Annotated in this window: 20 protein-coding genes and 3 tRNA genes; 15 read left to right on the forward strand and 8 right to left on the reverse strand. The window is 63.1% G+C overall.

What is annotated here, in order from left to right; all coding sequences use genetic code 11:
- The first annotated feature begins 82 nt into the window (after positions 1 to 82).
- The 4 genes from VM94_RS13755 (at position 83) to VM94_RS27290 (ending at position 2517) form a co-directional block, all read left to right on the forward strand.
- A tRNA-Gly gene (locus tag VM94_RS13755) sits at positions 83 to 158 on the forward strand.
- A gap of 42 nt (positions 159 to 200) precedes the next feature.
- A tRNA-Cys gene (locus VM94_RS13760) sits at positions 201 to 274 on the forward strand.
- 269 nt (positions 275 to 543) lie between these two features.
- Positions 544 to 2031: a SulP family inorganic anion transporter gene (locus VM94_RS13765; protein ID WP_046683978.1), complete on the forward strand. Its 1488-nt coding sequence runs from the start codon at positions 544 to 546 to the stop codon at positions 2029 to 2031.
- A gap of 33 nt (positions 2032 to 2064) precedes the next feature.
- Positions 2065 to 2517: a hypothetical protein gene (locus VM94_RS27290; RefSeq protein ID WP_051991793.1), complete on the forward strand. Its 453-nt coding sequence runs from the start codon at positions 2065 to 2067 to the stop codon at positions 2515 to 2517.
- Positions 2518 to 2542: 25 nt separating this feature from the next.
- On the opposite strand, the gene VM94_RS13775 is transcribed toward VM94_RS27290, so the two are convergent.
- Positions 2543 to 4249 (reverse strand): methyl-accepting chemotaxis protein, encoded by a 1707-nt coding sequence (locus tag VM94_RS13775; protein ID WP_046683979.1) that lies wholly within the window; start codon positions 4247 to 4249, stop codon positions 2543 to 2545.
- 381 nt (positions 4250 to 4630) lie between these two features.
- On the opposite strand from VM94_RS13775, the gene VM94_RS13780 reads away from it, so the two are divergent.
- From VM94_RS13780 to VM94_RS13825, 9 genes are all read left to right on the forward strand, one after another.
- Positions 4631 to 6781, forward strand: coding sequence for a TonB-dependent receptor (locus VM94_RS13780; protein WP_052755759.1), 2151 nt, complete (start codon positions 4631 to 4633; stop codon positions 6779 to 6781).
- A gap of 279 nt (positions 6782 to 7060) precedes the next feature.
- Positions 7061 to 10132: a formate dehydrogenase-N subunit alpha gene (fdnG, locus tag VM94_RS13790; RefSeq protein ID WP_138829150.1), complete on the forward strand. Its 3072-nt coding sequence runs from the start codon at positions 7061 to 7063 to the stop codon at positions 10130 to 10132.
- 13 nt (positions 10133 to 10145) lie between these two features.
- Complete coding sequence (fdxH, locus tag VM94_RS13795; protein ID WP_046683982.1) at positions 10146 to 11069, forward strand: formate dehydrogenase subunit beta; 924 nt, start codon at positions 10146 to 10148, stop codon at positions 11067 to 11069.
- A complete protein-coding gene (locus tag VM94_RS13800; protein WP_046683983.1) occupies positions 11056 to 11727 on the forward strand; it encodes a formate dehydrogenase subunit gamma in 672 nt (223 codons plus the stop codon). The genes fdxH and VM94_RS13800 overlap by 14 nt, the downstream gene beginning before the upstream one ends.
- 175 nt (positions 11728 to 11902) lie before the next feature.
- Positions 11903 to 12952 carry a formate dehydrogenase accessory protein FdhE gene (fdhE, locus tag VM94_RS13805; RefSeq protein ID WP_046683984.1) on the forward strand — a complete coding sequence of 350 codons (1050 nt, stop codon included), beginning with the start codon at positions 11903 to 11905 and terminating at the stop codon, positions 12950 to 12952.
- Positions 12949 to 14358 (forward strand): L-seryl-tRNA(Sec) selenium transferase, encoded by a 1410-nt coding sequence (selA, locus tag VM94_RS13810; protein ID WP_046683985.1) that lies wholly within the window; start codon positions 12949 to 12951, stop codon positions 14356 to 14358. The genes fdhE and selA overlap by 4 nt, the downstream gene beginning before the upstream one ends.
- Positions 14355 to 16310 (forward strand): selenocysteine-specific translation elongation factor, encoded by a 1956-nt coding sequence (selB, locus tag VM94_RS13815; RefSeq protein ID WP_046683986.1) that lies wholly within the window; start codon positions 14355 to 14357, stop codon positions 16308 to 16310. The genes selA and selB overlap by 4 nt, the downstream gene beginning before the upstream one ends.
- Before the next feature lie 12 nt (positions 16311 to 16322).
- A tRNA-Sec gene (locus tag VM94_RS13820) sits at positions 16323 to 16418 on the forward strand.
- A gap of 159 nt (positions 16419 to 16577) precedes the next feature.
- Positions 16578 to 17291 (forward strand): substrate-binding periplasmic protein, encoded by a 714-nt coding sequence (locus VM94_RS13825; RefSeq protein ID WP_046684589.1) that lies wholly within the window; start codon positions 16578 to 16580, stop codon positions 17289 to 17291.
- Between the two features lie 14 nt (positions 17292 to 17305).
- On the opposite strand, the gene VM94_RS13830 is transcribed toward VM94_RS13825, so the two are convergent.
- The 7 genes from VM94_RS13830 to fur form a co-directional block, all read right to left on the reverse strand.
- Entirely contained in the window at positions 17306 to 18046 is a 741-nt protein-coding gene (locus tag VM94_RS13830; RefSeq protein WP_046683987.1) for a GGDEF domain-containing protein, read from the reverse strand.
- A 3-nt stretch (positions 18047 to 18049) separates the two neighbouring features.
- Positions 18050 to 18448, reverse strand: a complete 399-nt coding sequence (locus VM94_RS13835; RefSeq protein WP_046683988.1) for a DUF1987 domain-containing protein — start codon at positions 18446 to 18448, stop codon at positions 18050 to 18052.
- Between the two features lie 22 nt (positions 18449 to 18470).
- Complete coding sequence (locus VM94_RS13840) at positions 18471 to 19028, reverse strand: SiaB family protein kinase (protein ID WP_034756676.1); 558 nt, start codon at positions 19026 to 19028, stop codon at positions 18471 to 18473.
- A 65-nt stretch (positions 19029 to 19093) separates the two neighbouring features.
- Positions 19094 to 20311, reverse strand: a complete 1218-nt coding sequence (locus VM94_RS13845; RefSeq protein WP_046683989.1) for a SpoIIE family protein phosphatase — start codon at positions 20309 to 20311, stop codon at positions 19094 to 19096.
- Positions 20312 to 20483: 172 nt separating this feature from the next.
- Positions 20484 to 21074: an NAD(P)H-dependent oxidoreductase gene (locus tag VM94_RS13850; protein ID WP_046683990.1), complete on the reverse strand. Its 591-nt coding sequence runs from the start codon at positions 21072 to 21074 to the stop codon at positions 20484 to 20486.
- A gap of 59 nt (positions 21075 to 21133) precedes the next feature.
- Entirely contained in the window at positions 21134 to 21499 is a 366-nt protein-coding gene (locus VM94_RS13855; RefSeq protein WP_046683991.1) for a MerR family transcriptional regulator, read from the reverse strand.
- A gap of 76 nt (positions 21500 to 21575) precedes the next feature.
- Positions 21576 to 22016, reverse strand: a complete 441-nt coding sequence (gene fur / locus VM94_RS13860; protein WP_034756687.1) for a ferric iron uptake transcriptional regulator — start codon at positions 22014 to 22016, stop codon at positions 21576 to 21578.
- A 235-nt stretch (positions 22017 to 22251) separates the two neighbouring features.
- On the opposite strand from fur, the gene VM94_RS13865 reads away from it, so the two are divergent.
- The gene (locus VM94_RS13865; protein ID WP_046684590.1) at positions 22252 to 23148 is read left to right on the forward strand and encodes a LysR family transcriptional regulator; all 897 of its coding nucleotides are present in this window, start codon (positions 22252 to 22254) and stop codon (positions 23146 to 23148) included.
- A 146-nt stretch (positions 23149 to 23294) separates the two neighbouring features.
- Complete coding sequence (locus VM94_RS13870) at positions 23295 to 23912, forward strand: OmpW/AlkL family protein (protein WP_046683992.1); 618 nt, start codon at positions 23295 to 23297, stop codon at positions 23910 to 23912.
- The last annotated feature ends 4 nt before the right edge of the window (positions 23913 to 23916 follow it).

The following is a 23916-nucleotide window of genomic DNA, read 5'->3' on the forward strand; positions in this document are numbered from 1 at the left end:
AATTCTAAAGGGAAGCTAAGCTGGCTTCCTTTTTTTATCCGCCGCGGTACGCGGCGCGATTAGGCGGTAACCAAGCTCCAATGCGGGAGTAGCTCAGTTGGTAGAGCGCAACCTTGCCAAGGTTGAGGTCGAGAGTTCGAGACTCTTCTCCCGCTCCAGTTTTCAAGGTGGGCCGCAAGGCGCATCAAAGCAGTTCCTCTGGCGAGGTAGCAAAGAGGTTATGCAGCGGCCTGCAAAGCCGTTTAGACGGGTTCGATTCCCGTCCTCGCCTCCAGATGAAAAAAAATAGCCCACTTTCGAGTGGGCTATTTTTTTGCCCATGTTTTTGTCGTCTGCGCATCTTGTATAATGCCAACGAGCTCAGCCGCGCCGCCTGGCGCCTTGATGAAACTTCCCTTTCCGCCATACCGATGTAGTCACTGACGACTTTCCTGCTCCGTTCAACCGCAGCGCGGCTTTTCTGTGACGCTCGCTGGCATGGCTGCGCCTGATGATTGTCCATCAGGACGGCATTTTCTCTGTTCCGACTTTGGATACGCATCAATGATCAACGCAACTTTTCGGGATGAGTGGTTCTCGAACATACAAAAAAACGTTCTGGCGGGGCTGACCACCTCATTCGCGCTGGTGCCTGAATGCATCGCCTTTGCCCTCGTGGCGCAACTGAATCCCCTGATGGGCCTTTATGGCGCCTTCATCATTTGCGCATTCACGGCCATCTTTGGCGGGCGCCCCGGCATGATTTCGGGCGCGGCAGGTTCCATGGCCGTTGTCATCGTGGCGCTGGTGGCCCAGCATGGCGTGCAATATCTGCTGGCCACCGTGGTGCTGAGCGGCATCATCATGGCGCTGTTCGGCATCTTGCGCCTCGGTAAGCTGATCCGCATGGTGCCCTACCCGGTGATGCTGGGCTTTGTGAATGGCCTGGCCATCGTCATCGCCATGGCCCAGCTGGAACACTTCCGCCAGGCCACGCCGCAAGGCGAAACCTGGCTGCAAGGCGCGCCCTTGTACGTGATGAGCGCGCTGGTGCTGCTCACCATGGCCATCGTCTACGTGCTGCCGCGCCTGACAAAAGCCGTGCCGCCGGCGCTGGTGGCCATCCTGGGCGTGGGCGTGCTCAGCCATTTCTTGCAGCTGCCCACGCGCACCCTGGGCGACCTCGCGCATATCGCCGGCGGCTTGCCGGCCCTGCATTGGCCTACCGTGCCGCTGGACATGGCGACCTTGCACATCATCTTTCCGTATGCTGCACTGATGGCCATGGTGGGCTTGCTGGAAACCTTGCTCACTTTTAATCTCACTGATGAGATGACTGAAACGCGGGGCCAGCCGAACCGCGAATGCATCGCCCTCGGCGCATCGAACGTCGTCTCGGGCCTGTTTGGCGGCATGGGCGGTTGCGCCATGATCGGGCAGACCATGATCAACCTGAGTTCGGGCGGGCGCTCGCGCCTGTCGGGAGTGACGGCCGGCGTGATGATTTTATTGTTCATCCTGTTCCTGTCGCCGCTGATCGAACGCATCCCGCTGGCCGCCCTGGTCGGCGTGATGTTCGTCGTGGCGCAGCAGACGTTTGCCTGGGGATCGCTGCGCGTGCTGGGCAAGGTGCCGCTGCAGGATGCGCTGGTGATCGTCGCCGTGACGGTGATCACGGTGTTGACGGACCTGGCGCTGGCCGTGCTGTGCGGCATCGTGATTGCGGCCTTGAATTTCGCCTGGCAACATGCGCGCGACATGCGTGCCGACATCGATGATGGTGCACAAGGCGTGCGCGTCTACCTGCCGCACGGTACCCTGTTTTTCGCCTCGACCACGCATTTCCTGGAACTGTTCCAGGCGGCGACCGACCCGGCCCGCGTCATCCTCGACTGCCGGCACCTGCACATGGCCGATCACTCGGCCATCGCCGCCATCGAAGCCTTGTATGAGCGTTATGAAAAGGCGGGCAAGCACCTGCAGGTGACGCATCTGTCTCCCCGCAACCAGGTCTTGCTGCAGCGCGCGGGCGTGGATGTGAGCGTGGCGTAAAATAGGCGATTGTTGAATGTCTGTGGAGTGTGAATGCTGTCGTACGAACAAGAGCAATTATTGCAGCAAAGCCAAACGGCTTTTGATGCCTACTATGACGCGCTGGGCGCGTCGCTGGTGAACTTTGTCGAGCGCCTGGGCATCCAGCCCGCGCACGAAGTGTTGACGAATGCGGCCGAATACCTGCCGTACATCGATGCGGCCATGCGCACCATCGTCATCCGCGACGAAAGCTGGCAATGGGTGAAAACCATGCTCGGCTACTTTATCGGCGAATACTTCGTGCAGGGTCATGCGGGCTGCTGGTATGTGGAAACGCGGGCGGAATCGCCGCATTTTTGCCGCACCATGGTGGGCGGCTTCGAGCATGGCTTGCCGGCGGACGCCGCCATCGATCCGGAGGCGCTGGCGCTGGAATTTCTGGGGCAATCCGTGCCGCGCGAACTGGCGGCACTGATCGCCCAGGCGCAAGCCCGCGCGGCTTGATGCCGCAGGGCTTGCTGAAGAAAATTTAAAACTCTTCCCACTCGCCTTCGGCCGGCGCCGTTGCCTTGCTGCTGGTGCGCATCACCGGCAGGCGCAGGGCAGGGGCCGAGGCCTTGCGGGCTGGTGCGACTGGCGCTGCCGGCACGCTGCGCTGCGTAGCTTTCACGCTGAAACGGTCGGTCGCCGCGGCGTTGGCGTCCAGGCGGAAGACGCTGACTACCTGCGCCAGTTCGCTCGCCTGTTCCTGCATCGCTTCGGCTGCTGCCGACGCTTCTTCCACCAGTGCCGCATTTTGCTGGGTCACCTGGTCCATTTCGGAAATGGCCTGGTTGACTTGCTCGATGCCCGCGCTCTGCTCTTCGCTGGCGTTGCTGATCTCGCTCATGATGGACGTGACGAAGCCGATGCTTTGCACGATTTCTTCCATTGTCTTGCCGGCCTTGTCGACCAGGTCCGTGCCCACGTCGACTTTTTGCACGGAGTCGTCGATCAAGCCCTTGATCTCTTTTGCCGCCGCCGCCGAGCGCTGCGCCAGGTTGCGCACCTCGGTGGCCACGACGGCAAAGCCGCGGCCCTGTTCGCCGGCGCGCGCCGCTTCCACGGCCGCGTTCAAGGCCAGGATGTTGGTCTGGAAGGCGATGCCGTCGATGACGGAAATGATGTCGACGATCTTCTTCGACGAGGTATTGATCTCGCTCATGGTGGCGACCACTTCGGCCACCACGGCGCCGCCGCGGCTGGCGATGCCGGCTGCGTCGCCGGCCAGTTTATTCGCCTGGCGCGCATTGTCGGCGTTCTGTTTTACTGTCGAGGTCAGTTCTTCCATCGACGAGGCCGTTTCTTCCAGCGAACTGGCTTGCTGCTCCGTGCGCGACGACAAGTCCTGGTTGCCGGCGGCGATTTCGGCCGATGCCGTGGCGATGGTGTCGGTGCCGCTGCGCACCTGGCCCACGATGCCGACGAGGCTGTCGTTCATGGTTTTCAGGGCGTGCATCAGCTGGCCCGTTTCATCGCGGCCTTGCGCAATGATGGTGCTGGTCAGATCGCCCGCTGCCACGGTTTCCGCCACTTTCACGGCGGCGCGGATGGGGCCGGTAATCGAGCGCGTGATCCACCACGCGAAGCCGATGCCCATCAGCACGGCCAGCACGCCCATGGTGATCAGGAAAATGCGGGTGCCGCTGTAGGCTTCGATGATGCTGTTGCCGACGCCGTCGGCCGCCTTGATCTGCATGCCGGCAAAGCGTTTGACTTCGGCCAGGTAAGCCACGGTGATCGGTGCGACTTCCTTGTCGAACACGACCTTGGCGCCCGCCATGTCGCCGTCGGCCTTCATCTTGAAGGCGCGTGCGCGCGTCGTCACGTAGTCGGTGCGCACCTTGCGCACGACCTTGAATTGCTCGATCACGGCCGGGTTGAGCAGGGAGGCGACGATGTCGTCCTGCAGCTTGCTGGAACGCTCCGCATCGACTTTCAAGTCTTCCTCGATCTTGGCGCGCACGACAGGATCGGTGATCTCGAACGAGGCGACGCCGCGCACGCTGTTGAGTTCAATGATCTTCGACCATTCGGCCACCATGCGCTGGTTCTTGATGCTGGTATTGATGAGGCGGTAAGTCAGGTCGCTGGCCGTTTGCATGCGCACGAGGGCGGTGATGGTCAAGGCGGCAAGCAACAGCAATACGACAGCAAAGCCGACGCCAAGGCGGCTGCCGATGTTCAGGTTTTTCATGTAATTCCTAACAGTTTAATAGTCATGATCGCCGCCGCCAGCAGGGGCGGACAGGCGCCGCAAGGCGCAGGGGATCGGGGTCTTCGGGTGCCGCGGATGGCTGTGCGGCGCGCCGCGCTGAGCGTGGCGTTGGAGGTGAAGCAAGGGGCTTGTCGGTCAGGCTGACCGCTGCCCAGCAAGCCGCAAGTATAGCATTGACGCAGAGAAATAGTTTTTCAAAGCAATTTTAATTATTTTTTGATATTGATTTCCTGTTGTGTTTTTACATCAAGTACCTAGTCCATAGGTACTATCACTTACAGAAGTGCTTACTTTATGCAGGCTTGCCTGATAAAATACTAATGATAATCATTCGTATTAAAACATCGACCAGGGAATTGTATGCAGCAACGTCGCACGCCAGGATGTAAACCGATCACCATCGCCGTATTGGGCGCCTTGACCTTGGGCGCCACGCCATTGGCGGCCTGGGCGCAGGAAAGCTTGCCCGCCGTTACCGTCACGGCGTCGAAGGACAAGGATGGCTATGTCGCCGCCACCTCGGCCAGCGGCACCAAGACGGAAATGGCCCTGCGCGACGTGCCGCAGACGATCAACGTGGTGCCGGCCGCCGTCATCCGCGACCAGAACGCCATGTCGATCCAGGACATCATGAAGAACATCCCCGGCGTGGGCTTGTCCACGGGCGACGGCCAGCGCGACCAGGTGTTCATCCGCGGCTTCACGGCCATCGGCGACCAGTTCGTCGACGGCTTCCGCGATGACGCGCTGTACTTCCGCGACCTGTCGAACGTGGAGCGCCTGGAAGTGATCAAGGGGCCGGCCGCCGTGCTGTACGGCCGCGGTTCCTCGGGCGGGCTGGTGAACCGCATCACGAAGAAGCCAGGTATCGATATCACGGACGTGGCCCTGAGCCTGACGAATACAAAAGGACGCCGCGGCGAAGTCGACGTAGGCCGCGTCGGCGAGACGGTGGACTGGCGCTTCACGGGTGCGCGCGAATTGTCGGACAGCTATCGCGACCAGCAATTCATCAACCGCACGGCGCTGTCGCCCTCCGTGGCCATCCGCCTCTCCGGCGCCACCAAATTGCTGCTGCAGGGCGATTACCTGGAAGACCGCCGCCTGACGGACTTCGGCATCCCGTCCTATCAGGGCCGTCCTGTCGCCGTCGATGCGCGCACCTATTTTGGCGCCGAGAATGCCCGCGATGCGGACTTCAGCCAGTCGCGCGTAGTGTCCACGGCCGCCACCCTGACACACAAGTTCAGCGATAGCTTGTCGCTGCGCAATGCCTTCCGCTACTACGATTACCACCTGGACCGCAACAACACGAATATTTCCGGCAACGTCAACGAAGTCAAGGGCACGATGAGCCTGGGCCACGCCAAGCTGAACCGCGACGAAAGCGGCTGGTTCAACCAGACGGAACTGACGCAAAAGCTGGTCACGGGCAGCCTGCGCCACGAAGTGCTGTACGGCGCCGAGTTCGGTAAGCAAAACAAGGATGCGTCTAGCTGGGCCTCGACCGTGGTGGCGACGAATGTGTCGATCTTCAATCCCGTTTTGCCGCAGGTTAACCGCAGCAAGCTGGGCGCGCGCGGCGATACCTTCGGCACCTACGACACGGCGGCCGCCTACGTGCAGGACGCCATCAGCATCAGCGACGAGTGGAAGGCGCTGGCCGGCCTGCGCTACGACCGCTACAAGCAGCAGTCGCGCCTGGCCAATGCGCTTGGCGTGACGACGGCTGACCTGTCGCGCACGGATTCGGCCTACAGCCCCCGCGCCGGCCTCGTCTGGCAACCGAGCGCCGTGCAATCGTACTACGCGTCGTGGAGCCGCTCGTTCCAGCCGAGCGGGGAAAACTTCGCCCTGGCCGCCAACAATGCCGACCTGGCGCCGGAAACCACGCGCAATACGGAAGTGGGCGCCAAGTACGACCTGTGGGGCGGCCGCGCCAACGCCACCGTGTCGTTGTTCCGCCTGGAGCGCGACAATATCAAGACCAGCGACCCGATCACGAACCGCATCGTGCCGGTCGGCACGCAGCGCACGGATGGCCTGGAACTGACCTTCAACGCGGACTTGCACGATGGCTGGAAAATGATGGCCGGCTACGCCTACTTGGACGCCACCATCACGGACTCCATCGCCGTCGACCGCAGCGTGAATGCGCCTGGCACGACGACGGCCAGCGCCGTCGCCATCAAGGGCAAGCGCGCCACCCTGACGGCGCGCAACACGGCCAACCTGTGGCTGACGAAAGACCTGGGCCACGGCTTCACGGTGGGCGGTGGCGCGAATGCCGTCGGCAGCCGCTTCGCCAATCAGGGGAACACGGTGGTGCTGCCAGGCTACGTGACGGCCGACGTCATGGCCGCGTACCGCACGGGCCGCTATGAAGTGCAGCTGAACGTCAACAATATCGGCGATACGCGCTACATCGTGTCGGGTCACGGTTCCAGCCCGAACCTGAGCTTGCCAGGCGCGCCGCGCAATGTGGCGCTGACCTTGCGCTACAGCCTGTAACTTTTTCTGCCCCCGAAAACCCGCTTGCGAGCGGGTTTTTTGCATGGGTGGGTAGCGATGTGCAAGCGCGCGGGGCAGGCTGGCATGGTTTAGAGGGAACGTTCGGTATCGCCAAATTAACGTTGACTAAAGGAAACCTTCTCCGGCGAACTGAGCCTTGATCGGGATTGGGGGGTAAAATGCTGTCATACGGCACAGGCATGGTGCTTATATCTTGATGATATGACACGACCACGACGCCGTATGACTTTTATTTACTCACATCATAGAGGCCTGAATATGGTTCAGATGTCCAGGCGCCAGTTCCTTCGGGTAACTGGCGCGACCATTGCTGGTTCCAGCCTCGCCCTGCTCGGTTTCGCACCGGGCCAGGCGATGGCGGAAGTGCGGCAATACAAGCTGTCTCGCACGACCGAGACACGCAATACCTGTCCCTACTGTTCGGTAGGATGCGGCGTCCTGCTGTATGGGCTGGGCGACGGCGCGAAAAATGCCGTCTCCAGCATCATCCACGTGGAAGGCGATGCCGATCACCCGGTGAACCGCGGCACCCTGTGCCCGAAAGGCGCCAGCCTGGTCGACTTCATCCACAGCCCGAACCGCCTGAAAGTGCCCGAGTACCGCGCACCGGGCGGCACGGAATGGCAACCGATCTCCTGGGATGTGGCGCTCGACAAGATCGCGCGCCTGATGAAGGATGACCGCGACGCCAACCTGATCGAAAAGAATGCCGACGGCAAGACCGTCAACCGCTGGCTCTCCACCGGCATGCTGGCCGCGTCCGCCGGCAGCAACGAGGTCGGGTATCTGACTCACAAGACAGTGCGCAGCATGGGGATGCTGACCTTTGATAATCAGGCGCGTGTATGACACGGACCGACGGTGGCAGGTCTTGCCCCGACGTTTGGCCGTGGCGCGATGACGAATCATTGGGTCGATATCAAGAATGCCGACGTGATCCTGGTCATGGGCGGCAATGCAGCAGAAGCACATCCTTGCGGATTCAAATGGGTAACGGAAGCGAAGGCGCATAACAAGGCCAAGCTGATCGTTGTCGATCCGCGTTTTACCCGTACCGCATCCGTGGCAGATTACTACTGCGCCACGCGTACCGGCACGGACATCGTCTTCCTCGGCGCGATCATCAATTATCTGCTGACGAACGACAAGATCCAGCATGAGTACGTGCGCAACTACACGGACATGCCCTTCATCGTGCGCGAAGATTATGCGTTCGAGGACGGCCTGTTCTCGGGTTTCGACAAGGAAAAAGGCAAGTACACCGACAAGGCCACCTGGGATTACGAGATCGGCGACGATGGCTATGCCAAGGTCGACCCGACCCTGGAACACCCGCGCTGCGTCTACCAGATGATGAAGAAGCACTACTCGCGCTACACGACCGAGATGGTCGAACGTACGTGCGGCGTGTCGGCCGACAAGTTCCACAAGGTGGCGGAAGCCCTGGCTTCGACCGCCGTGCCGGGACGCGCCGGTACCATCCTGTACGCGCTGGGCTGGACGCACCACTCGACGGGTGCGCAAACCATCCGCACGGGCGCCATGGTGCAGCTGTTGCTGGGCAATATGGGCATCGCCGGCGGCGGCATGAACGCCTTGCGCGGCCACTCGAACATCCAGGGCTTGACCGATCTGGGCCTGATGTCGAATCTGTTGCCGGGTTATATGACCTTGCCGAACGAGGCCGAGCAGGATTTCGACGGCTATATCGCCGCGCGCGCCACCAAGCCGCTGCGGCCGAACCAGCTCAGCTACTGGAGCAATTACCGCAAATTCCACGTCAGCTTCATGAAGACGTGGTGGGGCGACTTTGCCACCGCGGAAAATAACTACGCCTTCGACTACCTGCCGAAGCTCGACAAGCCGTATGACTTGATGCAAGCGATCGAGAACATGCACCAAGGCAAGATGACGGGCTATATCTGCCAGGGCTTCAACGTGCTGGCGTCCGCGCCGAACAAGCAGAAGGTCACGGAAGCGCTGGCTAAGCTGAAGTTCCTCGTCATCATGGATCCGCTGGCCGTGGAAACGGGCGAATTCTGGAAGGCGCACGGGCAGTACCACGAAGTCGATCCCACCAAGATCATGACGGAAGTGTTCCGCCTGCCGACCAGCTGCTTCGCCGAGGAACGCGGTTCGCTGGTGAGCTCCTCGCGCGTGCTGCAGTGGCACTGGCAGGCGGCCGAACCGCCGGGCCAGGCGCGCAGCGACCTCGAGATCATGTCGGGCCTGTTCCTGCGCATGCGCAGCATGTACCAGAAAGAGGGCGGCAAGTTCCCCGATCCGATTCTCAACCTGACGTGGAATTATGCGCAGCCGCATAACCCGCAGCCGGAAGAAATCGCCCGTGAATTCAACGGCAAGGCGCTGGCCGACTTGTACGATCCGAAAGATCCGACCAAGCTGCTGGTGAAGAAGGGCGAGCAGCTGGCCTCGTTTGCGCAATTGCGCGACGATGGCACGACCACCAGCGGTTGCTGGATTTTCGCCGGCAGCTGGACGCAGGCGGGCAACCAGATGGGACGGCGCGACAATAGCGACCCGACCGGCATCGGCCAGACGTTGGGCTGGGCCTGGGCATGGCCGGCGAACCGCCGTGTGCTGTACAACCGCGCTTCGTGCGACTTGAAGGGCAAGCCTTTCGACCCGACCCGTAAACTCATCGAGTGGAATGGGACGAACTGGAGCGGGGCCGATATTCCCGACTTCAAGGTCGACGAACCGCCGGAAAATGGCATGGGGCCGTTCATCATGCTGGGCGAGGGCGTGGCGCGCTTCTTTGCGCGTGGCGCCATGGCCGAAGGTCCGTTCCCCGAGCATTACGAGCCGTTTGAAAATCCGCTGGGCTACAACCCCATGCATCCGAAAAACCCGCAAGCGACCAGCAATCCGGCCGCGCGCGTGTTCGCCGATGACCGGAAAATGTTCGGCACGCATGAGGAATATCCGCATGTGGCCACCAGCTACCGCCTGACCGAGCATTTCCATTACTGGACCAAGCATGCGCGCCTGAATGCCATCATCCAGCCGCAGCAATTCGTTGAAATCGGCGAAGAGCTGGCCAAGAGCATCGGCGTCGTTGCCGGCGGAGAAGTGCGCGTCAGTTCCAAGCGGGGCCACATCATCGCCAAGGCCGTCGTCACCAAGCGCATCAAGGCTTTGATGATCGAGGGCAAGCCGGTGCATACCGTGGGCCTGCCGCTGCACTGGGGCTTTACGGGCGTGGCCAAGCCGGGGTATCTGATCAATACCCTGACGCCGGGCGTGGGGGATGCGAATTCGCAAACGCCGGAATTCAAGTCCTTCCTCGTGAAGGTGGAAAAAGCATGATGGGAGCTCAATAATGGCACTGCAATCCTTAGATATCCGGCGCCTGTCGGCTACCACGGTGACCCCGTCGCAAGCACGCAGCCCGGTGACGGGCACCGTGGCCAAGCTGATCGATGTGTCGAAATGCATCGGCTGCAAGGCTTGCCAGACGGCGTGCATGGAATGGAACGACTTGCGTGACGAAGTCGGCGAAAACCATGGCACCTATGACAATCCGACGGACCTGACGCCGCAATCGTGGACGGTGATGCGTTTTGCCGAACACGAAAACAACGACGGCAACCTCGAGTGGCTGATCCGCAAGGATGGCTGCATGCACTGCGAGGACCCGGGCTGTCTGAAGGCCTGTCCGGCGCCGGGCGCCATCGTGCAGTACACGAACGGCATCGTGGACTTCCATCAGGAAAACTGCATCGGCTGCGGCTACTGCGTGGCCGGCTGTCCTTTCGACGTGCCCCGCATTTCGAAAAAGGACGACCGCGCCTACAAGTGCACCTTGTGCTCGGACCGCGTCGCTGTGGGCCAGGAACCGGCCTGCGTGAAAACCTGCCCGACGGGCGCCATCGTGTTCGGCACCAAGGAAGACATGAAGGTGCATGCGGAAGAGCGTATCGTCGACCTGAAGTCGCGCGGTTTCGAGAACGCGGGCCTGTACGATCCGCTGGGCGTGGGCGGCACGCACGTGATGTACGTGCTGCACCATGCCGACAAGCCGAAGCTGTATTCGAACTTGCCGGAACGCCCGCGCATCAGCCCGATGGTGGGCTTCTGGAAGGGCTGGTCCAAGCCGCTGGCGGTGGCCGGCATGGCCGCCACGGCCCTGGCTGGCTTCTTCCATTACACGCGTGTCGGTCCGAACGAAGTGAGCAGGGAAGAGGAGCACGAAGCGCTGGAAGAGGCCAAGCGCATACGGGAGGAAGACCATGAGCCACAGTGATCTGCATGATGGAAAGCTGCGCGACAAGGATGGCAATCCCTTGATCGAACGCTACAACCCCAACGAGCGCACGAATCACTGGGTCACGGCCATCACCTTCGTCATGCTGGCGCTGTCCGGCCTGGCCATGTTCCATCCGTCGATGGCGTGGCTGGCGAACCTGTTCGGCGGCGGGCAATGGACGCGCATTTTGCATCCGTTTGCCGGCCTGGTGATGTTCGTCTCGTTCGCGATTTTAGTGGTGCGCTTCTGGCACCACAACAAGTTCGAGGACGGCGACAAGCAGTGGCTGAAACAGATGGATGACGTGCTCAACAACCGCGAAGAAAAGCTTCCGAAGATCGGCAAATACAATGCCGGCCAGAAGATCCTGTTCTTCGTGCTGCTCGCTTGCATGGTGGGCTTGCTGCTGTCGGGCATCGTGATCTGGCGCGCGTATTTCGCGTTCTATTTTCCGATCCCCGTCATCCGCGCGGCCGCCTTGCTGCACGCCGTGTGCGCGTTCGGCATCATCTGCTCGATCATCGTGCACATCTATGCGGCCCTCTGGGTCAAGGGCTCGATCGGCGCCATGGTGCGCGGCACCGTCACCTATGGCTGGGCGCGCAAGCACCATCCGAAGTGGTTTGAATCGGTGGTGCGTAATACGAGAAAGTAGGCAGCAGGGTAGGTCGGCTTAGCTTCGCGTAAGCCGACATGCTCCGCCGCCGGCGTTTTCGTATGCCAGGGCCAGTCCCCCAGGACTGGCCCCTTTCTTTTTATCGATTAAAATACTTTTACAGCACAGCCAAATCCGCTGGCTCTGCCTTGCCTTTTTTGATGGGAAAACTCCATTGGTACAACGCATACTCCAGCCAGGCGAAATCGAAGGCCTGGACCACAACGCGATTCCGCGCCTGCTGCTGCCGCAGCCTGACAGTCTGTTCAAGGCGCGCGCCTTGCGCCTGCGCGAACTGGCGCAAGGTAACATCAAGGGCATCCCCGTCGACGCGGGCATGCAGGGCTACCTGGTGCTGATGGCCGCGCTGGCCGATGCGCAGGCCGCTGTGGTGGGAAAACTGGCGCCCGGCGCCGTGCCTGCCGCCGACCCGGACGCGCTGCGCCGCGCCATCCAGCACCGCATGCCGGTGCTGCCCGTCAGCGGCGCCCGTCCGCCCGTTTGGCGCGACATTTTCGCCAGCCTGCTCGATGAACTGGCCGCCACGGCTGCAAGCCAGCCGTCACTGTCCGGCGGCCTGACCCAGGTGCTGGCCCAGCTGCGCGCACTCGATGCGCCAGCGCTGGACGCCTGCGCCGATGCCGTGCTCGATGAAAACGGCGACAACCTCAATCCCATGCATGCGCCGTTCGTCGCGGCCGCCCTGCAAATCCTGTGGTCGGTATCGGCCAGCGAATTGCGCGCCGCGCGCGTGCCGGACCTGGAAACGGGCACCTTGTGTCCCGTCTGCGGTTCGCACCCCGTCGCCAGCGTGATCCGCATCGGCGGCCAGTCGCAGGGTTACCGCTACCTGCATTGCGGCATTTGCGAAAGCGAATGGCATATGGTGCGCGTCAAGTGCTCGACCTGCGAACAGAATGGCAAGATCGCCTACCAGGGCCTGGACGCGGCCGATGCCAAGCCGTTCGACCCCGTGACGGCGAAGGACGACAAATTGCCGAACAAGGCGAATGATCCGAAGAAGGTGGCGCGCGCGGAAACCTGCGACGACTGCCATACGTATCGAAAAGTCTTCAATCAGGAACACGATTACAACGTCGAACCGCTGGCCGACGACCTGGCCAGCCTGATGCTCGACCTGCTGGTGGGCGAAGCGGGCTACCAGCGCGCCAGCGGCAATCCGCTGCTGTGGCTGGGCAAAAGCAGCGAAGGCCAGCCGTCATGACGACGGGGCAAACCGTGCGCCTGCCGTCGGTCGACCGCATCCTGGGCGACGCGGCTTGCCTGGACCTGATTGCGCATTACGGCCGCGCGCAGACCCTGGCCTGCGCGCGCGCCGTGCTGGCCGAACTGCGCACGGCCATGCTGGCCGGCGCAGTGTGCGAGGAGGGCGCATCGATCGCCGCCATCGTCGCGCAAATGGACGAACGGCTGCAAGCGCAAGCGTGCACGCAGCTGCGCGCCGTCTTCAACCTGACGGGCACCGTGCTGCACACGAATCTGGGCCGCGCGCTGCTGCCCGACGCGGCCGTGCAGGCCGTGGTGGAAGCGCTGCAGTGGCCGATGAACCTGGAATTCGATCTGGAAACGGGCAAGCGCGGCGACCGCGACGACCTGGTCGAGGAACTGCTGCGCGAACTGACGGGGGCCGAAGCGGCCACCATCGTCAACAACAATGCGGCCGCCGTGCTGCTGATGCTGAACACCCTGGCGCAGAACAAGGAGGTCGTCGTCTCGCGCGGCGAACTGGTGGAAATCGGCGGCGCCTTCCGCATCCCCGACGTCATGACGCGCGCGGGCGCCGTGCTGCGTGAAGTGGGCAGCACGAATCGCACGCACCTGGCCGACTACGCAAATGGCGTGAACGAGAACACTGCCTTGCTGATGAAGGTCCATTGCAGCAATTACGCGATCACCGGTTTCACGAAAAGCGTGGAGCTCGACGAACTGGTGCCGCTGGCCGTAAAACACGGCGTGCCGACGGCCGTGGATCTGGGCAGCGGCACCCTGGTCGACCTGGCGCAGTACGGTCTGCCGCATGAAACGACGGTGCGCGAAACCATCGAAGCGGGCGCCGACCTGGTAACCTTCAGCGGCGACAAATTGCTCGGTGGCCCGCAATGCGGCGTCATCGTCGGGCGCGCCGATCTGATCGCGAAGATCAAGCGCAACCCATTGAAACGCGCACTGCGGGTCGGCAAGCTGACCCTGGCCGCATTGGCTCCCGTGCTGCAGCTGTACCGCGCGCCGGACTTGCTGGCCGAACGGCTGACCACCTTGCGCCTGTTGACGCGTCCCGCCGCCGCCATGCGCGCGCAGGCGGAAACCCTGCTGCCGCTGCTGCAAGGCGCGCTGGGTTTGCAGTACGTGGTGACGGCGGAAGCCATGAAAAGCCAGATCGGCAGCGGCGCCTTGCCCGTCGACCAGCTGCCCAGCTTTGGCCTGGCCATTCGCAGCGCGCCCGGCTCGCGCCTGAGCAATCCCCTGGGTGTGCTGGAACAGCGTTTGCGCGCCTTGCCGTGCCCCGTGATCGGGCGCATCGGGCAAGACACCTTGTGGCTCGATTTGCGCTGCCTGGAAGCGGCGCACCAGACGGCCTTCATCGCGCAGCTCGGCGAGTTGTCCGCATGATCGTCGGCACCGCAGGCCATATCGACCATGGCAAGACGACCCTCACGCGCGCATTGACGGGCGTGCACACGGACCGCCTGAAGGAAGAGCAGGCGCGCGGCATTTCGATAGAACTCGGCTACGCCTACCTGCCGCTGGCGGATGGCACGGTGCTGGGCGTGATCGACGTGCCTGGCCACGAAAAATTCATCCGCACCATGGCTTCGGGCGTGACGGGCATCGACTTCGCCTTGCTCGTGGTGGCCGCCGACGACGGTATCATGCTGCAGACGCACGAACACCTGGCCATCTTGCAGCTGCTCGGCGTGACGCGCGGCGCCGTGGCGCTGACCAAGATCGACCGCGCCGACAGCGCCCGCGTGGCGCAGGTGGAGGCGGACATCGAAGCGCTGCTGGCCGGCGCGCCGCTGGCGGGCAGCCCGATTTTTCCCACCGCCGCCAATCTTGACAACGATGCCGGCGTGGCCGCCTTGCTGGCGCACCTGACGCAAGTGGCGCGCAGTCTGCCGCAGCGCGACGAGCGGCGTTTGTTCCGCCTGGGCGTGGACCGCGTGTTCACCTTGTCGGGGCAGGGCACCATCGTTACCGGCACGGCGCTGGCGGGCCGCGCGCAGGTGGCCGACATGCTGCAACTGGCGCCCGGCGGCGCGCAGGCGCGTGTGCGCAGCATCCATGCGCAGAACCGCGCGGCCGAAACGGGCATGGCGGGCCAGCGCCTGGCGCTGAACCTGGCCGGCATCGACCGCGAGCGTATCGAGCGGGGCAACTGGATCGTCGCGCCCGAGCTGGCGCAGTGTTCCGAGCGCCTCGACGTGGAACTGACGCTCTTGCCCGACGCGGGCGTGCAGCTGAAAGCCTGGTCGCCGCTGCACGTGCACCTGGGCGCGGCGCACCAGCTGGCGCGCGCCGTCATGCTCGATGGCGAGACCCTGTCGCCGGGGCAGACTGGAAGAGCGCAACTGGTGTTCGACGCCCCCATGCACGGCGTGCCGGGCGACCGCTTCGTCGTGCGCAACGCGCAAGCGACGCAGACCGTGGGCGGCGGCATGGTGCTCGATCCCTTCGGCCCTGCGCGCAAGCGGCGCAGCCCGGCCAGGCTGGCATGGCTCGATGCGCTGGCCGCGTTCATCGCGCACGGCGACTATGCGGACCTGCTGGCGCAAAGCCCGCTGGGGCTGCGCGAGTCGCTGCTGGTGCGCCTGTCCCTGCTGCCGGCGGCGGCCATCGCGCTGCCGCCCGACACGCGGCGCATCGCCCTGCGCGGCGGCGACGCCCTGCTGGTGGCGCCACCGGCCTTGCTGGCGCTGCAGGAGCGGGTGCTGGAAGCTCTGGCAATCTTCCACGCGCGCGCCCCCGACGAGGCGGGGCCGGAACTGTGGCGCCTGAAACGCATCGTCGACGCGGAGATGGAAGACGCCTTGTGGAGCCACCTGGTCGAAGGCTTGCTGGCGCGTGGCGAGCTCCTCGCGCGCGGCGCCAGCCTGCACTTGCCGACGCACAGCGTGGAACTGACGCCGCAGGAGCAATCGGTGGCCGAGCCCTTGCTGGCCGCGCTGGAGCAGGGGCGAGCCGATCCGCCGTGGACGCGCGACTTGGCGCGGGGCTTCGGCCTGGCCGAGGATGAGACGCGCAGGCTGCTGCGCAAACTTGCCAAGGCAGGCCAGATCAGCCAGGTGGTGCACGACCTGTTCTATCACCAGGCGGCGCTGGCCGAGCTGGCGCAACTGGTGCGCACCCTGACCGAAAAAGCGGAACTGGACGAGAATCTGGCGCCCGGTTCCGGCGCCGTGGGCGCGGCCACCTTCCGCGACGCCAGCGGCCTGGGCCGCAAGCGGGCGATCCAGGTCTTGGAATTCTTCGACCGCGTCGGTTATACTCGTCGTGTTGGCAATGGGCATCTATTGCGCCCGCAGGCGCTCTGGTCCTATACGGCAGCCTCGCCCAACAGCTAGCTCAGGCACCGCGGAAAGCACACTCATCCGGTGATGTGGCCGGGCTTCAAACCCGGTGGAGGGCGTCAGACGTTCTCCCGTAGGTTCGACTCCTACTGTTTTCCGCCAGTTACTTTTCATCTCATCCCCTCGCGCATGGCGTTCTGCTGGCGTTGGCTTGTTGCCACGCTGCCGAAAATAGTTGATTGAACTGGCAATATGCGGCGATGCCGTGGGGGAGCCAATGGTAACATCGGCTTGAATCCCCTGTAGCAGATGAAAGCAAGCATGAAACAAGGAAGCATGGCACGGCTGCTGGCGGTGGCGCTGCTGATGCCGGCGCTGGCCGCGGCGGCCGGCCTGCGCATCGTCGGCGAGCATTTGCCGCCATCGAGCATGATGGAAGGCAATGTCGTCGTGGGACGTGAAACGCTCAAGGTGCGCGACATCATGGCGCGCGCCGGAATTGCCTACAGTATCGAACTGCTGCCGTGGAAGCGCGCGTACGCGCAGGCGCTGCGCGAAGCCGACACCTGTATCTTTTCCACCAGCCGCACGCAGGAGCGCGAAGCGCAATTTCGCTGGATCGGCCCCCTCAACGAAGCGGAATGGATACTCTATGGCCTGGCCGAGCGGCATCTGGCGCTGCGCACGCTCGACGATGCGCGCGGCCTGGTGATTGGCACGGTGCTCGGCGACGCGCGCGACGACTACCTGCGCCAGCGCGGCATGAACGTGGCGCCCGTGACGCAGGAGTGGCTCAATCCGCAAAAACTGCTGCTGGGGCGCATCGACCTGTGGGCCGTGGGCATGGCCGTGGGCAGCAAGCCGTTTGTGGGCAAGGAGTGGGCGGGCAAGGTGGTGCCGTTGCTGACTTTTAATCGCGTGCAGACTTACCTCGCCTGCAACAAGCAACTGCCCGAGGCGCAGGTGGCGGCCATGCAGCGGGCGGCGGCGGCCATGCGCCGCGACGGCAGCATGGCGCGCGAGCAGCTGCGCTGATTCAGTGCACTGATTCAGCTCTCCAGCCACTGGCGCACGCAGTTGCGTCCTTCGCGCTTGGCCTGGTACAGGGCCTGGTCCGCATGGCTGTAGGCCGTCTCGAACGGCGTGCCGGCGCGGTTCCAGCTCAGGCCCACGCTGACGGTGATGGCGCGCGTGATGGGCGCCGCATGGCGCTGGCGGCCGACGGTCTCGCAGATGCGCTGCGCCACTTGCGCCGCGTCGTCGCGCGAGGAGGTGGGCCAGACGACGGAAAATTCTTCGCCGCCGACCCGGCCGATGGCCGTCTCCTGGCCCAGCAAGCCTTTCAGGCAGTCCACCACGGCCTGGATCACGCCGTCGCCGGCCGGGTGGCCGAAGTCGTCGTTGACCTGCTTGAATAAATCGATATCGAGCACGATCAGCGCCATGTCGCCCTGCGCCAGGCAGCGCGACGCGTGGTCGATCACGGCGCCGCGGTTCAGGGCGCCCGTCAGCGGGTCGTGCGTGGCGCGGTATTCGAGCTGGCCGGCCAGGGTCTGCAATTGGCGGTTCAGCAGATGCATGTCGCGCTCGGCGCGGTCGCTGCGGCCGATCAGGCGCCGCGTCTCGCGCATCAGCCGCTCGTAGTGGATGATCAGTTCACCGAGCACGCGCCGCTGTTCCGCGCCCGAGGCGTTGGCGTCGGCGTGCATGCGGCGCGCGGCGGCCAGCGCCGCCGCTTCCACGGTGAACAGGTCGGGCTCCAGGCCGGACTCGGAGAGGGCGGCGCGCATGCCCTAGTTGCCTTGCACGGGATGGTCGTGGAAATCGAGCGCCGTGAAGTCCTGCTGCAGCTCCTCGCCGAATTCCAGGATGGTGTCGTCGTCTTCGTCGTGGTACCAGTTCAGGCGCACCTGGTTGCCGTCCACGGCAGCCTGGTTCAGGGTGTCGAACAGGGTAAACAGCATCTTCGTGCTCGAACTGTTGAAGTAGGCCAGCGAGACGTTGACGGTGATGGCCGCTTCGCGGCAGCCTTCCAGGTAGGCGCGCACGGCGGCGATCAGCGGGCCATAGAAGGCGGCTGCGTTTTCCGGATACGATTCGCCCTTGATCGACAGGGTGTGCTGCTCGAAACGGAAGTCGATTTCGGGCGAACTCGGGGTCGCGGCGATGAACAGTGGTGACGGTAATTGCATATACTTTCCTGAGTCGGCTCTTTCAAATGATGGCTTTGATGCAGAAGATGGTGTGGCCCGGCTCCTGGGGATCCTGGACGAATTCGAATTCCAGCGGCTCGCTGGCGTCGCGCGCCATGGTGAGAAAACCCAGGCCCGCGCCCTTGCTGTCGGCCGGCGCTTCCTCGCGCAGGGCCTTTTTATACGCGAGGCGGATTTCTTCCATCGTCATGGTGTGCAGCGGTTCCAGGCGGGCGCGGATCTGCGCCACGTTGTCCGTCGAGACGGGATTGGCGCACAGCAGGAAAAAGCTGTCGCCGCGCGTGCCGATGCAAAACGAGCCGCGCCGCATCTGCTGGTCCAGCTGCGCATCGGGCGTCAGGCTGTCGGCGGAATAGTGCATGATGTTTTGCGACATCTCGATGAACGAGGAAAAGATGCGCCGCCGCGTGGGCCCGGCCGCGCCGGCCGTATCGAGGCGCGCCTTGATGGTTTCGGAAATGGCGTTCACCACGTGCTGCGAGAAATAGCCCACGTAAAAAAAGATGATGTTGCGCTTGCGCGCCACATCCCAAAACTCGTTGAATTCTTCGTACAGCACGTCCGTGCTCCTGGCTAGCCGGTGACCCGGTTTCTTGTTGATAAGGTGGCTCGATGGCGCCAAAACTACAGGCGGAAACAGAAAAAGGTCAAGTCATCGCGGCGCGGCTGCGCTCCCTGCCAGGCGGCGCTGTCCTGCAGCAGGGCCGCCGCCACGTCGCCGGCGGGAGCATCGCGCCGCGCCAGCAGCAGCTCGCGCATGCGCCGCTTGCCGTAGGCGATGTCGCGCGCGCCGCCGATCTGGTCGAGCAAGCCGTCGGTGGTGAGGAACAGCAGGCTGCCGGGAGGGATGGCCAGCGTCTCGTTGTGCCAGCAGTAGCCGGCCGGCGTGTCGACATAACCCACGCCCATGCGCGCGCCGTCGATGGCGCGCACGCTCTCGTCGCCCGGCGCCACCACGTGCAGCGCCAGTTTCGCCCCCGCGAAACGCAGGCTGGCGCTGGCCGTGTCGTAGCACAAAAAGGCGCAATCCATGCCGTCGTTCGAGCCGGCGTGGCCTGTGGCCTCGCTGCTGCTGGCGCCATCCTGGCCCAGCAGGGTCTTGATGGCGCGGCTGACTGCGCCGATCAGGGCGGCCGGATCGTGCGGCCCCAGCTCGCGCAGGGCCTGGCTCAGGGCCGACGAGGCGATCAGGGTCATGAAGGCGCCCGGCACGCCGTGGCCGGTGCAGTCGGCGATGGCGGCGAACCAGCCGCCCGCGTGGCGTTCGAAAAAGTAGAAGTCGCCGCCGACGACGTCGCGCGGCTGCCATTCCAGGTGCGCATCGGGCAGGGTGGCGCGCAATTCCGCATCGGAAGTGCGCAGCAGGGCGCGCTGGATCACGCTGGCGTAATCGATGCTGTGCATGATTTGCCGGTTCTTTTCGGCCTGCATGGTGGCCACCACGTTCATCAGCTGCAAGCCGAAACCCACGCCGGCCAGCGCGCCAGCCTCGGTGATGATGAAGCCGTCGGCCAGCGCCTTCTCGCCCGCTTCCACGGCGCGGAAGGTGAGGTCTTCGATGCTCATGGCGCCATCGACGATCAGCGGTTCCTTGTCCATGAAGGCGATGCAGCTCTTCTTGCCGTACACCTCGTGATAGAAGGGCTTGGACATTTGCGACATGAAGATGTTGCGGCTGATTAAGCCGATAGGGCGCTGCTGCTCCGTGACGGGCAGGCTCATCATGTCGCGCCGCTCCGTGAACAGTTCCAGCACGGCGAAATTGCTGGCGTCGGCCTGCACGGATTCCGTGGGGATGCACAGGTCGGACGCCACGGACGTGCGATAACGGGGAAGATGCAATCGAGAAGCGTTGAACTCCACAGCGGCTACCTTTAGATGACGATCGGACCCTTGTTGTCGCGAGAGCAAGGCGACTGACAAACAGGCAATATCATCATGGTAGCCTTTGAATGTGACGGCTTGATTACGAGCTTGTCAAAACCGTATGCAAGATGGCTGCATGGCAAGCAACTTACAGGCGCCGGGCCAGCGCCCGCGCCTGTTCCAGCCAGCGCTCGCGCTGCGCTTCGGTGGAGTTCAAAATGGGACCGAAGCTGGCCACGCTGACGGGCTTGACGCCGCAAAATTCCAGGGTCGTCTTGCGCAGCTGGTGGATGCCGGGCATGTGGTAGATCCAGCGGAAATACCAGGGCGGCGTATCCATCGATACCAGCAGCTGGGCCGTACGGCCCTTCAGCAGCTGGGCAGGGAAGGCCTTGCCCGGGCGATACTTGAAGGCAAAGCCGGGCAGGAAGACGCGGTCGACAAAGCCTTTCAGCAGGGCCGGTGCGCCGCCCCACCAGATCGGGTAGGCGAACACCAGGTGTTCGGCCCAGGTGATGGCTTCCTGCGCCGCCAGCAAGTCCGCTTCCAGCGGTTGCACCTGGCGGTAGCCTTCATGCAGGTTCTGGTCGAAGTCCAGCTGGCCCAGGCGCAGCTCGCGCACGGTGTGGCCTTCGCTGCGGGCCGTGGCGGCGTAGGCTTCGGCCAGGGCGGCGCAATAGCTGTCGCTGGACGGGTGGCCGAGAATAATCAAAATGCGCTTGGGTGTCGTCTTGGTCATGATGCAGGCTGTCCGTTAAAGAAGAGCTTGCATGCTAAAGCCTGTCCCTAGTGGCAGAGTCAAGCGGCCTCTTGCAGACGCTGGCGCGCCAGGCAGTCGCCGATTTCCGTGTCGATGTCGGCCAGCTGCGCGTCGAGCTGGCGCAGGCGGGCGATATCCTGCTGCACCTGTGCGCGCTTGGCGGCGATGTGCTGCGACAGGGCGGCCCAGTCGGTATCGTCGCCGGCCAGGACGGGCAGCAGTTCGGCCAGGCGGAAGCCCAGGACCTGCGCCTGGCGTATCAGCTTGACTTGCGCCAGGTCTTGCTGCGTGTAGACTCTGTAGGCGCCCGAGCGGCGCACGTCACCCAACAAGCCCAGCGCTTCATAGTGGCGCAAGGCCTTGGGCGAGGTGCCCGCCAGGCGGGCGATTTCTCCGATGTACATGGCTTTCCTTTGTCGAGAACTGCTGCGCACGCAGTGTAGCGCAGGCGGGCCGCCTGGCGCTAGATTGCGCGCTGCCTCAGGACGCTTTGCGCGGCGGGACTTTCTTGGCCGTACATTCGGCGCAGGTGCCGTACAGCGACAGCGCGTGCTCGTGCAGCACGAAGCCCCGCTCGGCGGCGATCTCGTTCTGGCGCAGTTCGATGCCTTCGTCGACGAATTCATCGACCTTGCCGCAACCCGTGCAGACCAGGTGGTCGTGGTGCTGGCCTTCGTTCAATTCGAAGACGGCGTGGCCCGATTCGAAGTGGCGGCGAAACAGAATGCCCGCTTCGGCAAACTGCATCAGCACGCGGTAGATGGTGGCCAGGCCCACGTCGATTTTTTCGGCCAGCAAGAGTTTGTAGACATCGTCCGCACTCAGGTGCTTGATCGTGCCTTCTTGAAACAGCTGCAGAATCCGCAAGCGGGGGATGGTGACTTTCAATCCCGATTCACGCAGTTCCCTCAATATATCCATGTCTCCCATTCCTTTTTGTAGTCGCCTAGCGAGGTCATTCATTATATCGCAAATGATAATCATTACTATTCTCACTTGTATCGTGTGAACTGGAAATAGTATGCTGGCCAGCTGGCCTGCAATCCAGTGACATCGGTGCAAGGTCCGATTGCGTTGCACGCATCTTCCGTCGGTATTGCAAAATCAAGAGCGATATCGCTACACTGTGCAGCAAGCAATAACAATGGGGCAGGGCATGGACCGATTTGATGCGATGCGCATCTTTACGCGCATCGTCGAGTTGCGCAGTTTCACGCAGGCGGCGCATGACCTCGGCTATCCGAAGGCCACCGTCACGCATGCGATCAAGCAACTCGAAGCGCGGCTGCGCGTGCGCTTGCTGCAGAGGACCACGCGGCAAGTGACGCCCACGCCCGATGGCGAGGCGTATTACCAGCGCTGCGTGCGCCTGCTGGCGGACCTGGAAGAAACGGAAGCCGTGTTTTCCTCAGTGGCGCAGCAGCCGGCCGGCAAGCTGCGCATCGACTTGCATGCGACCCTGGCCATGCATTTCGTCATGCCCGTGCTGGACCAGTTCTGCACCCGTTATCCCTTGATCGAGCTGGAAATCGGCATGGGCGACCGCCTCGTCGACCTGGTGCGCGAAGGCGTCGATTGCGTGCTGCGCGTGGGCGAATTGAGTGATTCGTCGATGGTGGCGCGCCGGGTGGCGCTGCTCGAACAGCTTACCTGCGCCAGTCCCGCCTACCTGGCCGCGCACGGCACGCCGGAAAATCTGGCGCAGCTCGATGGCCACCGCGCCGTCAATTTCTTTTCCGCCCAGACGGGCAAGGTCTGGCCCTTCGATTTCAAGGTAGATGGCCAGCGGCACAGCGTGGCCTTGCCGGGCACGGTGTCCGTCAATAACGCGGATGCGTACCACGCCTGCTGCCGCGCGGGCATGGGCCTGATCCAGGCGCCCCGTTATCACCTTGAGCGGGCCCTGGACGCGGGCGAGCTGGTGGAAGTGCTGCGGGACTTGCGTCCCGACCCGCTGCCCGTGTCCGTGCTGTATCCCCATCACCGGCAACTGTCGCCGCGCGTGCGCGTGTTTGCCGACTGGGTCGCCGGCCTGTTTGCCGAAGCGAATTGACGCGCTGCCGCATTTTCTTGACCTGGGCAAAGGAAAAAATCCCTCTATTGATGCCATCTAGCACTATTTGATGTGGATCAAAGTTTTTGTTGCACTGCACTCTTAGACTTCGCAGCGTTACTTAACGACAAAAAGAGGGAACTAGAATGAAAAAGTCCGCAACTACAGCAGCAATCGTCCTGGCCGCCATCGGCGCATTCGCCAGCAACGCAATGGCACAGGAAGGCCCATGGCTGGTCCGTGCGCGCGCCGTGCACATCGATCCGGCCGATAAATCTGCTCCTGTTGGTGGCGTCGGCGCATCCGACCGTTTGACGGTCAGCAGCAAGACGATTCCTGAAATCGATATTTCGTACTTCTTCACCCCCAATATCGCCGCCGAGCTGATCCTGACCTACCCGCAAAAGCATGACGTCAAGCTCGACGGCAACAATATCGGTACCTTCAAGCACTTGCCGCCGACCCTGTCGTTGCAATACCACTTCATGCCGGAAAAACAGTTCAGCCCATACGTGGGTGCCGGCATCAACTACACGAATATCTCGGACGTGAAATTGCTGAACGGCGCCGGCCGCCTGGAGCACGACAGCTGGGGTTACTCGCTGCAAGCCGGTGTCGACTACAAGCTGGATAAAAATTGGTCCTTGAACTTGGACATCAAGAAAGTACAGATCCGCAGCGACGTCTTCATCGGTGGCGCCAAGGCCAGCGAAGTCAAGGTCGATCCTATCCTGATCGGCGTCGGCGTCGGCTACCGCTTCTAAGTGT

The sequence above is a fragment of the Janthinobacterium sp. KBS0711 genome (assembly GCF_000988085.1).
GTDB classification, from domain to species: Bacteria; Pseudomonadota; Gammaproteobacteria; order Burkholderiales; family Burkholderiaceae_D; genus Janthinobacterium; species Janthinobacterium lividum_E.

What these genes read in the sequence shown, in the direction of transcription:
- VM94_RS13780 (WP_052755759.1), top strand. Translation starts at nt 4,631, where the DNA reads ATGCAGCAACGTCGCACGCCAGGATGTAAACCGATCACCATCGCCGTA.
- VM94_RS13835 (WP_046683988.1), bottom strand. Translation starts at nt 18,448, where the DNA reads ATGCAATTACCGTCACCACTGTTCATCGCCGCGACCCCGAGTTCGCCC.
- fdxH (WP_046683982.1), top strand. Translation starts at nt 10,146, where the DNA reads ATGGCACTGCAATCCTTAGATATCCGGCGCCTGTCGGCTACCACGGTG.
- selA (WP_046683985.1), top strand. Translation starts at nt 12,949, where the DNA reads ATGACGACGGGGCAAACCGTGCGCCTGCCGTCGGTCGACCGCATCCTG.
- VM94_RS13765 (WP_046683978.1), top strand. Translation starts at nt 544, where the DNA reads ATGATCAACGCAACTTTTCGGGATGAGTGGTTCTCGAACATACAAAAA.
- VM94_RS13850 (WP_046683990.1), bottom strand. Translation starts at nt 21,074, where the DNA reads ATGACCAAGACGACACCCAAGCGCATTTTGATTATTCTCGGCCACCCG.
- VM94_RS13865 (WP_046684590.1), top strand. Translation starts at nt 22,252, where the DNA reads ATGGACCGATTTGATGCGATGCGCATCTTTACGCGCATCGTCGAGTTG.
- VM94_RS13775 (WP_046683979.1), bottom strand. Translation starts at nt 4,249, where the DNA reads ATGAAAAACCTGAACATCGGCAGCCGCCTTGGCGTCGGCTTTGCTGTC.
- VM94_RS27290 (WP_051991793.1), top strand. Translation starts at nt 2,065, where the DNA reads ATGCTGTCGTACGAACAAGAGCAATTATTGCAGCAAAGCCAAACGGCT.
- fur (WP_034756687.1), bottom strand. Translation starts at nt 22,016, where the DNA reads ATGGATATATTGAGGGAACTGCGTGAATCGGGATTGAAAGTCACCATC.
- VM94_RS13800 (WP_046683983.1), top strand. Translation starts at nt 11,056, where the DNA reads ATGAGCCACAGTGATCTGCATGATGGAAAGCTGCGCGACAAGGATGGC.
- VM94_RS13870 (WP_046683992.1), top strand. Translation starts at nt 23,295, where the DNA reads ATGAAAAAGTCCGCAACTACAGCAGCAATCGTCCTGGCCGCCATCGGC.
- VM94_RS13855 (WP_046683991.1), bottom strand. Translation starts at nt 21,499, where the DNA reads ATGTACATCGGAGAAATCGCCCGCCTGGCGGGCACCTCGCCCAAGGCC.
- VM94_RS13830 (WP_046683987.1), bottom strand. Translation starts at nt 18,046, where the DNA reads ATGCGCGCCGCCCTCTCCGAGTCCGGCCTGGAGCCCGACCTGTTCACC.
- selB (WP_046683986.1), top strand. Translation starts at nt 14,355, where the DNA reads ATGATCGTCGGCACCGCAGGCCATATCGACCATGGCAAGACGACCCTC.
- VM94_RS13825 (WP_046684589.1), top strand. Translation starts at nt 16,578, where the DNA reads ATGAAACAAGGAAGCATGGCACGGCTGCTGGCGGTGGCGCTGCTGATG.